Raw genomic sequence first — 11,921 nt, 5'->3', positions numbered from 1 at the left:
TCAACCAACACGACCTCATTAAAGAATAAAACTAAGGCTTATTATGTCAGGCACACTTTACTTAATTCCCAATACCCTCGGTCAGATCGATGCATCACAAGGAAACGTGCTAGCTCATATCATTCCAGAAACAGTGCAAGCGATGAGCGCACAATTGAATTATTTCATCGCTGAAAACGCCAAAACGACACGCGCCTACTTAAAGACTCTAGCTCAATATCATCCGTTGGCAAAAACAATACAGGAAATGCAGATTGCCGAATTAAACGTCAACACGCCAGAAGCTGCGCTACAAAGCTTACTCAGCCCACTAATAGCAGGACATGACGTTGGTCTCATTTCCGAAGCAGGCGTGCCTGCTGTAGCGGATCCCGGTGCCAACCTAGTACGACTGGCGCATCAACACAAAATCACAGTGCGCCCTTTGGTCGGTCCCTCTTCTTTACTATTGGCATTAATGGGCAGTGGCTTAAATGGTCAAAGTTTTGCTTTTCACGGCTATCTGCCAACTGATGCTGCACAACGCGCCAAACGCATCAAAGAATTAGAAGATCGTTCACGCAAAGAAAAACAAACGCAAATGTTGATAGAAACGCCTTACCGTAATGCTGCCATGCTCGAAGCCCTTGCAACAAATTGTCAGGCGCAAACTTTGATTTGTATCGCGACTGATTTAAGCTTGCCAAGCGAGTCAATACAAACAAAAACGGGAGGCGAGTGGAAAAAAATTTTGCAAGCGAACGCGGCACCAGAGTTCCACAAGAAACCTACTGTGTTTCTATTTTTATCCTAATTTCCCACTCAATCTCAGCGGACACAAAAAAGAAGGCGATGCACAACCCCAAAAAACAAAAGAATAGTTGAGGCAAATAACAATTAAATGATGAGCGCACGATAAAAAAGCCGCTGATGAGAGCGGCTTTCTGATTTACTAATTCTGCGCGGCAAAATCTCCCAAGGTTTACTTAATGCCCGACCTCTTTACAGCCTTTTCGATATGGCAATTTTCACTCAAAAAACGCATGGCGCCACTGTAATTCGTATCCCAATCGTCAAGCAGATAAGTCGGTGCTTCTTCGGTAAAGTCAGCCCAATCCTGCAACAGGCCTTCTTGCTTCTCGTGCGGCGCAGTCGACTTAATCCACGCTATCGCTTTCTGCGCATCCAAACCATGTTCACGAATCTTCTTGACGATGCTTTTCGCAGTCTTTTCAGGCAAACTGGTTTTAGCCGGAACGTCTACCGCTATGCATAAAAACAAAGTTAATAGGGAGTCAATATCAGTTTTCCCTTTCGTGAGCTTCGCCCATTCTTTTGAAACCAAGGCATCATAATCCGAGGTATCTTCCAGTTCATGGGCACAGATAAAGTAACGCTCCTTTAATTCGAATACCAAGCGATCTAGAGAATTCTTGGGTTCCAAGATCATTGGAATATCGCGCGTCAATATCTCATCCAGAACCTGACGACTCAATTCGACAAATTTTTCGGGAATCGGCTCTGCAAAGACTTGCTCTTGCGCTTGCTGTACTTCGAAGATCTTAGGTTTCTTCGTTTTGGATTTTCCCTCTTTGCGTAGCGCCTCAATAATTTGTGCAAACTCAATTTGATTTTCTATCGGCGCTTCTGCATCACCGATGAGTCGCTTTAAAATAGCCGTACGAATCACTGCCAAGGCCTCAGCATCCTCTTCTTGCAATTCAGTTTGCGTAATGTCCATCGCACGTCCAAACCAAAAACCAGCCTCAATTTCCAAGGCATTTTGCTGACGATGTGCAAGCAAATTGCGATATTCCTGCGGTTTATCTTTTAAAGACCAAACATCAAGAAAATCTTCAATACGTGCTTTTTGTTCACGTCCCAATAAAGCATATTCAGGCAAGGCAAACAAGGATTTCAACAAGCCAGAGCCGCCGCGAGACAAAGTTAAAAACGTGTTGTCACGTATCAGTTTTGCCGCAATATTCAAATCGCCTTGCGACGTTTCTAATAAATACAAGCTAGCTAAATTAACGATACGTTTACAAGCCGTCTCAATTTCAGGACGCAAGTATTTACTACCAAAGGCTTCCGCTATTTGTACCAAACCTTTCGGTGCTTCGGCCTCTATCATCGCCAACTTTGCTTGCGTAATGATGGCCTTACGCATGCCATGGCGCAAAGCCGTTTCAAAAAACGGCCTATCATCATAAATCGCTAGCGCTTGCTGATTTTCAGACATAACTAAATTCTTCTTCACGCAAGATTACAAAGCGGACTCTTCATCGTCATCATCACCGTCATCTGTATTTTTCTTCGGTGCACCAACATCATCCTCATCTTCCTCAGTCGTATCTGCAACAACCCCCTCGGCAAACTCATCATTTTGCAGATTACGCAGATACACTTGATAACGAGCACGCAGCTTCATTAATACTTCACGGAAAATTTCGGGCAGTTCGTAACGCAAGATATAGGTTACTTCCATCCAATCGTGATCTTCTACATTTGCTCTTTCGATTGCCGAGGCACGTGTCTCGGTATCCCGGGTCAAACTCAGCAGGTCGTCATCAATCGCTTGTGTCTTACTTTCATCACCGTATTCGTACAAATCGAATGTGGCGTAACGATAAAAATGTTCGACCATTTGCGTGCGCTCTTGCAGATAATCTGCAAGCGAATCGTAGCCACCTTCCACTTCGGCGATTTCATACAAAAACTCTGCGGCATCAGCACCTTCACGGAAAATCACTGAATTAATCATGCCGCGCAACTGCTCATGAGTCAGATCCTTATAGCGCTTTTCGAGCACCACGGCCTGCGCAAACTGCTCTGGCGTTACCAGCAAATTAACCAGAGATTCTTTTGAAGAATCATATTCACGAATGATGGCCAATAAATCTTTCGCTGGAAATTCATCAAGTGCGGCGACCAATGCCTGATCACCCTGTGTTTCGGCTAAAGTTGCCAAAGCATGCTCTGCACCGGCGATATCGCCAACTTGTACTAAACTTTGCGCTTCTATCAAGGCTGGATAATTCATCATTTTTCCTTAGACGTATTTTCTGTCGATGTACTGTCGTTGTTTATTCAAAAATCGGTTGCCGCTATTCAGGTCGGTACCAATTAGAAAGAAATTGCGCTAAATTCCTCAATCTTTACGGTCAAACCCCTGCTCTGCCAACCAATCTGCACCGGCTTCTTCCAAATCAACATCATCGCCATCATCACCATCATCGCGACCGTGACGCCCATAATTGCCATCGAGGTCACCGTTTTCTTGCAATTCGGCGTCTTCACCTTGCTCTCTGCTATCTTCATCGTCATCGTCATCCTGAGTAGTCGACGTTGCCTGCGCTCTGGTGTGATGACTTCGACTTAAATACTCAAGACAAGCGGCGGTCACCATGAAGGCATCACCCTCAGGCTCTGCCAACACCAATTGAGCCATTTTCTCTGCCCATGGCTCTAATTTGACTGCGGCTGCCAAGCTCTTCCAACTGGGTAATTTAGTTGCTTCTTTTGATGATAGTGACTCAAAACTCAGAGGATTCATAAACAAAAAAGCATTATGAAATGCTGGCGCCAGCATCTCTGGATTCGACCCCATCATTGGCAATAAAAAAGCCAATTGCTCGCGCTTTTCCTTTAGCCGATGACGCATCACATCTTTTCCTTCAGAATCCGAGCGCAAGTCGTCCAATTCCGCTTTATACGCCAACATTAATTCTTGAAAATAGCGTGAAAATCTCACTGCAGTACTCCTGATAAATAATTCTTCCAAATTTCGCTTGCCGTATCGAGAGGCGATTCCAATAAATTACGCCGGCGATTCTCATCATAAGCGGAACGTGCGGCTTCATCCGACAAGATGTCGTAAGCTTCTTTTACCGCGTGGAATTTTACTGGTGCCAGCTCTGAACTATTGCGATCAGGATGGAACTCCGCCGCTTTAATTCGATACGCTTTTTTAATATCCGCAAGCGAAGCATTACTCGCCACGCCGAGAATAAAATAATAGTCTTTCATGTCTTATCTACCCACAATGAAAGTCATTCGAGTGGCGCGTTGCATCCCAAAAACTAAGCAATGAAACACTTGCGCCAATGTGAAATACAGAATTTGGTAGCGTTAAAAATTCAAACAATGCGACAAAGTCTTATTGCTAAACGTTAAGCGCTACCAATTAAAAATGATTAATGATGATGACCGTGTTCGCCATGCACATGACCATGCGCAATCTCTTCTTCAGTTGCTGCGCGCACTTCCAAAATTTCCGCATCAAAACGAACTGACATACCTGCTAAAGGATGATTCCCGTCTACAGTCACCATGCCAGCATCAATGGCGGTTACACGAAATTGCGCAGACTCATCCGTTTCTGGATCTCGGGTTTCAAACATCATACCTACTTCGAGATCTGGCGGAAACAGACCCACATCTTCTTCATGCACCAGACTCGGGTCAAATTCACCAAATGCATCCTCCGGCTCCATCGACACGGAAATAACTTTCCCGACGGTTTGACCATCCAATGCAGCCTCAACGGCAGGCAAGATATTGTCGTAACCGCCATGTAAATACACGATAGGTTGGTGATTTTTATCAATGACCGTACCTTGATCATCGAACATTGTGTAATTTAAGGTAACCACTGAATTTTTAGAGATTTGCATAGAATAGATTTGATAATTAACTGAAAGTTGACCGAAGCTCAGGCGCAATCAAAAGAACATCGACAAGGAAAAATGAATTGTTTCCTTTAAAGTTAGCATTGTAACAGAGCATCTATACCGGGGATTTATCAAAACTTATACAACTAATCCGCAGTTAAGGGGCAACTAACTAGCGAACACCTAGGAAGCAACTACTGTGCAAGCAGCAAATATGCCTCAAAAATCAAGAGGAAGCCTGATCTTACTTAAAGAATATCGAGAAAACCTTAGTAATTCTGGGTTTTTCCATCTTCAAGGTCAAAAAAAAGACCACCTGGGGTAGAATTGCGCCTGTAGAATTTTTTGGTGCAGAGGTTTAGCTAGTTTAGACATAATTAGAAAAGGAATTCTAAATTCATTCCCTATTTAATTTTAATCATATTGCAGACATATCTTAGGTATATAAATGTCGACAGACAATTTGAAAAGCCAAACAAACATCAAAGATACATATAATTTTCGAGACAAGCTGATAACGACCAATAATTCGAATGCAAGCCAACCAAATGTATCTATAGCATAGCATTCACGCCCTCTCGAAGAGCACCAAGACTTGAAAAATTTAAAATAGCAATGTAGTCCAAGGAAAACAATGAAACGTGTAGATGATTTTCGCCTGCGTCTAGGCAAACATGAACTTGTGCCAATTATGATTGGTGGCATGGGCGTGGATATTTCAACCGCAGAATTAGCCTTAGTAGCAGCACGTTTAGGTGGCGTCGGACACATTTCTGACGCATTGGTACATGATGTCTCCGATCGTCGCTTTGATACCAGTTTCATCAAAGATAAAACCAAACTCTACAAATACAACATCAACAATTCCGACAAGACCGATATCAAATTTGATCTTGACTTGTTGGCAGAGGCAACCCGCCTTCACATTGGTAGAACCATGGAAGCCAAGCAAGGCGAAGGTATGATTTTCGTCAACTGCATGGAAAAACTGACCATGAATGGCCCACGCGACACTTTGCGCGTGCGCCTCGCATCTGCCTTAGATGCTGGGATTGACGGCATCACCTTAAGTGCGGGTCTGCATTTGGGCTCATTTGGTTTAATGGAAGACCATCCTCGTTTCCGTGATGCAAAACTTGGCATCATCGTGTCTTCTGTGCGCGCTTTGCAATTATTTTTGCGCAAAAATGCCAAATTAAATCGCTTGCCTGATTACATCATTGTTGAAGGCCCATTAGCAGGTGGTCATCTTGGCTTTGGTTTAGATTGGGCTAAATATGATTTGCACACGATAGTTGCAGAAGTCATTCAATATTTGAAAGACGAAAATCTGGATATCCCGGTGATCGCAGCCGGCGGTATTTTTACTGGTAGTGATGCAGTTTCATACTTAGAAGCGGGTGCTGGCGGGGTGCAAGTCGCAACTCGCTTTACTGTCACCAAAGAATGTGGCTTGCCGGATGACGTTAAACAGGAATACTTCAAAGCGCAAGAAGAGCAAATCATCGTCAATACGATTTCTCCGACTGGTTATCCTATGCGCATGTTGAACAACACGCCTGCGATTGGCTCTAACATCCGCCCTGGCTGTGAAGCCTATGGCTATCTGCTCGATGGTAACGGCAATTGTTCGTATATCGAAGCCTATAACCGCGAAGTGGAAGCAAATCCAAACAACAAGGATTTCAAAGTCATGGATAAGACTTGTTTGTGCACGCATATGCGTAATTTCAAGTGTTGGACCTGTGGCCAAACAACGTATCGTTTGAAAGATACCACCCATAAATTGGCTGACGGCAGCTATGCGCTGCTATCAGCTGAACATGTATTCCGTGATTATCAGTTTAGCGTCAACAACGAAGTAGCCCTTCCTCTATAAGCGCTGGTAAGGCAACGATATTGGTAGCAACAAAAAAGCGCTGAACTAGTCAGCGCTTTTTTATTGCATATACTTCCCAACTGAGAATTAGAGTGACACTACTTCACTGCGTCATTTAGTTGGTAACTCAAACGCAAAGCTTCGTTATTTGAACTGGTAGTCGCTGGGCTTACTTGCGCAACTTTGACAGGTTTATTTTTTTGTGGCTCTTCGGTAACAGCAACATTACTTGCCTGAGCCTGCAACATCCCCCAACCTACCGCCCCCACCATACCAACGCTCATCAATACACTAAACAAAACTGGGGAACGCAAACGACTGTTACGTACTGGTGCAGATTTTGGTGTGAAGTCAACAATTTCGACAGGAATTGGTGATGCCTGCAATACCTCTTTCGCCCGATCACACCATTGTTGATGATGTCCTTGTTCCAAAGTAAAACGATCCAGCAATTGTTTGGTTAATGTCTCTGCTGCGCGCTTTTCCGAATCAATTTTATTTTGCAAAGCGATGGTATTTTCTTTTTGCAAATTGACTTCGTTATTCAATTCCGCTTGCAAGGCTAATGTTTGTGCCATCAAAGCTTGTTCCTCTGCTTGCTTGTTTTTTACCATTGCTAGTGTCGCCTCTTCTTGCTGCACTCTTTCCAACATCAACTGTTGCGCTTCCTGTTCACGTTGCAAGCGCTCCAGATGTTTGTGGCGCAATGATTGTGCCTCGATGATTTGATCTGCTAATAAGCGAGCAATCTGTTTCTCCGCCTCGGCATTCTCTACTTCGAGTTGTGTCAATGTTGCTTGCTGCTCGCGATTTTTTTCGATTTCAGTCACATGCAAGTGTTCTTGCTCAGACTTCGCTGTCGCAGCCAACGTCAATGTCAATTCTGTTTCAAATCTTGCTTTTTCATCGTTTGCTGCGACACGTTCAGCTTCCAGACGTACCTGAGCCTGAACAAGCGCTTGATGCTCTAAATCGGCACGAATTCTGGCTTCTTCTATGACTAAAGTTTCTGCTTCTAACTTCAACTCGATATCACGTAAAGTCGCATTATGTAAGTTAATCATCTCTTCTTCTAAAGCCAACTGCTCTTGCGCCTTAGCGGCTACAGCGGTCTCTAATTCAAGACGAGTTGTCTGTGCTTGTTGCAAGCGCAGTAAATCATTGCCTTGAATTTCTGCCGTCGCAATTAACTCCATTTCGAGGTGTTCTTGCTGCGCTGCTAAAACTCGAGCTTCATTCTCGGCAGCAAAACGATTTTGCAAGGCGATTCTGGCTTCTTGTTCAGCTAACACACGACGTTCACATTCTTGCAAATAGGCTTGTTCGGCCTCAATACGCTTAGCGCTTTCCTCGGCCAAACATTGTTCCGCCATGCTTTTTTGTGCGAGGATTTGTAATTCTTGGCGCTCCAATGCAACGCGTTGCATTTCGAATTGTTTCAATTCTTCCGCTTGCGCCACGCGAGCTTCAATCAGACATAAAGCTGTTTTTTGCGCTTCCGCATGGTCGCGTGACGTTATCAGCAAGGCATTTTCTTGAGCAAATTTTTCCTGAATCAATTGTGAAGCCAAAGCTTCCTGTTCTGCGCGCTGACTTTCAGCTTCAGCCAACATACTTTCGAAGCGCAAACGTTCATTTAAGGCGGCAATGGCACGTTGTTCATCTTCGATTTTTTGCTGGATCTCTGCATTCAGCTGAGACTCAATATCTGTGGTTTGTTCGGCCAGTGTGATCGACAATTGCAAAGACTGGTTTTTGGCTTCCAACGCATTACTTGCTTGCAAACGTGCTGCAGCCTCTTTCTCTGCCAAAGCGAGATAATGCATTTCCTCAGCATTCAACTTTTCCAAGTCTAAGCGTGCTTTTTCATCCTGCTGCTGACGCTGCGATGCCAGACGCATTTTCTCTTCTTCAATAGCTTGCAAACGTGCAGCTTCATCTAAGGCATTTTTCTCAGCAATTTGCGAGAACTCCAATGCAGCCAAGCTTGCCTGCTCTTTCGCGATACGTTCTTGATGCAGATGGTGTAATTTTAATTCTTCATCAACACGCTGCTGCATCAAGCCCGCAAATACATTTTGCGCATCGGCATTGGCTGCCAACGCTTCATGCAATGCGGCTTCTTTGGCTAAAGCAAAATGGGCTTGTTGTTCAGCGAATTGAGCGAGTTCACTATTGATAGCAGCATTCTTTAAAGCAGCTTGTTCGCTGACGGCCTGTGATTGCAAAGTGAGCAGTGTGGACTGTTCTACTGCTAATTTCTCATTAGTCGTAGTCAAAAGTGCTTGATCTGCAGCAAAGCGTTGTTGTGCTGTCTGCTCCAATTCGGCGATACGTTTTTTCTTTTGAATCAATACCTGACGTGCTTGATCCTGCAAAGCTGCGTATGCATGTACTTTGGCATGCAATTCTTGTTCTTGTTGCAGTTTGTCTTGTTCCAACTGTTTCGCCAGCGTCTCGGCTTTTGCACGTTCTTCGGCCAAAATTGTATTTTGTTTCTCTAATGCTAAACGAGATTGTGCTTCTGCCTCAGCGATACGTTCCAGCTCGGCTCTTTGCTTTTGCAATGCTTCATCTTGCAATGCAGCTTCCTTTTTCTGCAGTTCTAACGCCGTGATTTCTTCCAAACTTTGCAAAGCAGTTTGTTGCGCCTGCAACTTAACTTTTTCGATGTTAGCTAATTCGCAGGCACGTTTAGCACGCAACTCGGTCGCTTCTTTGATCTGTTGCTCTAACTTGGTTTTTTCTAGATTTTGCGCGATCAGTCTCTCTTCGGCTTGTGTCTTTTCTTCGATAGCCTGACGGATTTTTTGTTCAGAATTCAATCGCTCCTGATGCAAACGAACATGATTTTCCTCTTCTGCAGTTTTCGCTGCGAGTTCCGCGATCAATTGCTGCTCAAGTCGTTTTTTCTCTTCAATCAATGCCAGTTTGCGACGCTCTTCTTGTTCCCGTTCACGCATTAACTTTGTCAGCTCGATCGCTTCAGTTGCTTTTGACTTCGCGACATTGGCTGTTTGTCGTTGTGACTCAGCATGTTCGGTCATTTTTTGCAGGCGCAATTGTTCAGCAGCCATTAATTCCTGACGAACCAATTTCGCTTCTTTTTCTTTTTCCTGGCGCGCGAACAACATCTGCGCATGCTCACGATCGGCTTTGGCGCGCGCTAACACCTGCTCTGCTGCCTCACGTTCGGCTTCCAATTTTTCTTGGTTAGCGATAGCCGCATTACGTTCCGCTTCTAAGCGTAACTGCTCTGCCTTGGTCATTTCCACCACTTGGCGTGCCTTCAATAATGCTAAAGCAGCTGCCTTACACTGCAATTCTGATTGCACTTGTGCTTGTTCTAAAGCTTGTTTTTCAGCTTCAGATAAGGCTGCCAGCGCTTGTTGCTGTTGGCGCTCGACGACCTCTTTCTTCGCAGCTAGAGCGATGGCTTCTTCTTCCGCTTGCAAACGAGCTGCAGCTGCGAGCTCCGCGTCTTTTTCACTGGCCAGTTTTTCTTCAGCAGCCTGCAATAACTTTTCAGCAGATTCCGCTCTACGTTGCTCGGAAATCAATTTCTCTTGTATAAGTTCCAAAGCTTTGCTTTCTGCTTCCACCCGACTTTGCTGAATTTCTAACAAAGCTTGTGAATCCTGATTTTTCTGGATCGCCAACATCGCCAGTTGTTGACCCAGCTTTACGTTTTCAACCGTATTTTCTAGTGTGATTTTTTCTGCAACAACTTTGGTTTCTTGTGCAATCCGGATCGCCTGTTGCGCTTGATGTTGCATGCTTAAGACTTCGGCCTGTTTTTCTTCAGTCTTGGCGATGGTCTCTGCTTCAGCGATCACTTTTTTCTCAGCTTCCACTTTCGCTTGAATCGCCTTTGCGGCACGTTGCTCCGCCTCGGCGCGCATTTTTTCCGCCTTGGCTAACTCGATAATACTGAGTGCTTTCGAATTCGCCGCCATATTGGCGCGCTTCAGATACTCGGTTTGTGCAGCGATCGCAGCCAATGCTTTTTGCTCAGCATCGGCTTTTTCTTTGGCCAATTGCACCGCTTCGCGCTCTAATGTCGCTTTTTCACTTGCGTACTTTTCAGCGCGTTGTTCTTCTTCTCGGCGTTGTCTTGCCATTTCAGTCGCTTCTAACTCCGCCTGACGACGGCGCTTCGCTTCTTCATTGGCCTTCTCTTCTGCATCTAAACGGACGCGAGCATTGGCATCGGCGTACTGTTCACTTTCAACACGCACCAGAGCCTTAGTTTGCAATTCTTTTTCTGCTTGAATGCGAGATTCAGTTGCCATGCGAATTTTTTCTTCAGCTTCGCTGCGAGCTAAGGCGGCCTCGGCAGCGATTTTTTCGGCTTGTTCACGGCGATTTGCAGCAGCCAATAATTCTTGCTCGGCTTGCAAACGTAACTGAATCGCGTCAGCTGCACGCTTTTCGGACTCAACACGTGCTTGTGCAATGGCTTCATATTCACGCTCTAGCATGGCACGTCCACGCGCTTCTTCACGGGCGCGGATTTCTAGCGGAGTACGATTTAAAGACACTTCTAAGGCTATGGCTTCTGCCTGATCGCGTTCACGATTAATTTGCTGAGATTCGTTGCGAATTTTTGCTAAGCGTTCGGCATTCAAACGCGCCTCACGATCTTGACGTTCGCGGTCACGTGCTTGCTCAGCTATGCGGGCATCAACCCGCGCGCGCTCAATCGCTTCTTGTTTAGCTGCGTAGGATGCGGCAGCACGTTCTGCCGCCCATTGCTTGGCATTTTCTGATTCGGTGGCTAAATTTTCGGCATCAATTTTGGCTTTGAAATTGAGTTGTGTATCAATTTTAATTTGTTCAAGCGCCAGTTTTTTTGCGTCTTGTTGATTTTTTGTCCGCAGATCCGCCTGAAACTTCGCTTGTTGCTCTATCAATATACGTTCTTGCATAGCACGTGTTTCTTGAGCATCACTGACAACTCTCTCTTCACTGGAGAGTTTCAAATCCAACTCTGCAGCCAGACGAGCGCGATTGCCGTCAGATTCTTTTTGTTGTAGATACACATTTTCTTCTGCGACTTCGATAGCGGCAGTCTCGGATTGCAGAGCTTGCTCCGCCAACATCGTTGCTTTCAAATCGGCTTGCAGCCGGTTTTCCGAAGCAACTGTTGCCTTAGCCTCAGCCTCTACTCTAGCGATCGCGGCGCGTATACCTTTGATATCGATACGAGCATGCGGCGTCAAATGATCTTCTGATGGCAAGTCAGCTTGCGCATTCATTTGATCATCGAGTGCCATTGCACCCATGGATAACCGATTGAGTATCATTTGCTTGTCATTCATCGCACACCTCGTCATTTGATCTGCCCTGCTGCCTGTTGAAAACATCTTCATCAAACCAGTCAGGGGATT

Annotated in this window: 8 protein-coding genes; 2 read left to right on the top strand and 6 right to left on the bottom strand. The window is 45.1% G+C overall.

Annotated features, from left to right (window positions below):
- Positions 1-43 precede the first annotated feature (43 nt).
- Positions 44-793, top strand: a complete 750-nt coding sequence (locus ACO0KZ_RS09385; RefSeq protein WP_422994909.1) for an SAM-dependent methyltransferase — start codon at positions 44-46, stop codon at positions 791-793.
- A gap of 168 nt (positions 794-961) precedes the next feature.
- On the opposite strand, the gene ACO0KZ_RS09380 is transcribed toward ACO0KZ_RS09385, so the two are convergent.
- The 5 genes from ACO0KZ_RS09380 to ACO0KZ_RS09360 form a co-directional block, all read right to left on the bottom strand.
- Positions 962-2,221 (bottom strand): hypothetical protein, encoded by a 1,260-nt coding sequence (locus tag ACO0KZ_RS09380; RefSeq protein ID WP_422994908.1) that lies wholly within the window; start codon positions 2,219-2,221, stop codon positions 962-964.
- Between the two features lie 24 nt (positions 2,222-2,245).
- Positions 2,246-3,025: a hypothetical protein gene (locus tag ACO0KZ_RS09375; protein ID WP_422994907.1), complete on the bottom strand. Its 780-nt coding sequence runs from the start codon at positions 3,023-3,025 to the stop codon at positions 2,246-2,248.
- A gap of 105 nt (positions 3,026-3,130) precedes the next feature.
- Complete coding sequence (locus tag ACO0KZ_RS09370; RefSeq protein ID WP_422994906.1) at positions 3,131-3,733, bottom strand: hypothetical protein; 603 nt, start codon at positions 3,731-3,733, stop codon at positions 3,131-3,133.
- Positions 3,730-4,008, bottom strand: coding sequence for a DnaJ domain-containing protein (locus ACO0KZ_RS09365; RefSeq protein ID WP_422994905.1), 279 nt, complete (start codon positions 4,006-4,008; stop codon positions 3,730-3,732). Before ACO0KZ_RS09365 ends, ACO0KZ_RS09370 begins: the two co-directional genes overlap by 4 nt.
- A 167-nt stretch (positions 4,009-4,175) precedes the next feature.
- The gene (locus tag ACO0KZ_RS09360) at positions 4,176-4,655 is read right to left on the bottom strand and encodes an FKBP-type peptidyl-prolyl cis-trans isomerase (protein ID WP_422994904.1); all 480 of its coding nucleotides are present in this window, start codon (positions 4,653-4,655) and stop codon (positions 4,176-4,178) included.
- 631 nt (positions 4,656-5,286) lie between these two features.
- Between ACO0KZ_RS09360 and ACO0KZ_RS09355 the strand changes: the two genes are divergently transcribed.
- Positions 5,287-6,531 (top strand): nitronate monooxygenase, encoded by a 1,245-nt coding sequence (locus tag ACO0KZ_RS09355; RefSeq protein WP_422994903.1) that lies wholly within the window; start codon positions 5,287-5,289, stop codon positions 6,529-6,531.
- A gap of 98 nt (positions 6,532-6,629) precedes the next feature.
- Here ACO0KZ_RS09355 and ACO0KZ_RS09350 read toward each other — a convergent pair whose 3' ends face one another.
- Positions 6,630-11,852 carry a hypothetical protein gene (locus tag ACO0KZ_RS09350; protein WP_422994902.1) on the bottom strand — a complete coding sequence of 1,741 codons (5,223 nt, stop codon included), beginning with the start codon at positions 11,850-11,852 and terminating at the stop codon, positions 6,630-6,632.
- Positions 11,853-11,921: the final 69 nt, after the last annotated feature.

It is taken from the genome of Undibacterium sp. Di24W (genome assembly GCF_049340325.1).
Lineage (GTDB): Bacteria > Pseudomonadota > Gammaproteobacteria > Burkholderiales > Burkholderiaceae_D > Undibacterium.
Note: the sequence above shows the minus strand (reverse complement) of the source record. Positions and strands in the feature narration are given on the sequence as shown.

Excerpts from the sequence above, each read along its gene's own strand:
- ACO0KZ_RS09385 (WP_422994909.1), top strand. The coding sequence starts at position 44 with ATGTCAGGCACACTTTACTTAATTCCCAATACCCTCGGTCAGATCGAT.
- ACO0KZ_RS09380 (WP_422994908.1), bottom strand. The coding sequence starts at position 2,221 with ATGTCTGAAAATCAGCAAGCGCTAGCGATTTATGATGATAGGCCGTTT.
- ACO0KZ_RS09375 (WP_422994907.1), bottom strand. The coding sequence starts at position 3,025 with ATGATGAATTATCCAGCCTTGATAGAAGCGCAAAGTTTAGTACAAGTT.
- ACO0KZ_RS09365 (WP_422994905.1), bottom strand. The coding sequence starts at position 4,008 with ATGAAAGACTATTATTTTATTCTCGGCGTGGCGAGTAATGCTTCGCTT.
- ACO0KZ_RS09360 (WP_422994904.1), bottom strand. The coding sequence starts at position 4,655 with ATGCAAATCTCTAAAAATTCAGTGGTTACCTTAAATTACACAATGTTC.
- ACO0KZ_RS09355 (WP_422994903.1), top strand. The coding sequence starts at position 5,287 with ATGAAACGTGTAGATGATTTTCGCCTGCGTCTAGGCAAACATGAACTT.
- ACO0KZ_RS09350 (WP_422994902.1), bottom strand. The coding sequence starts at position 11,852 with ATGAATGACAAGCAAATGATACTCAATCGGTTATCCATGGGTGCAATG.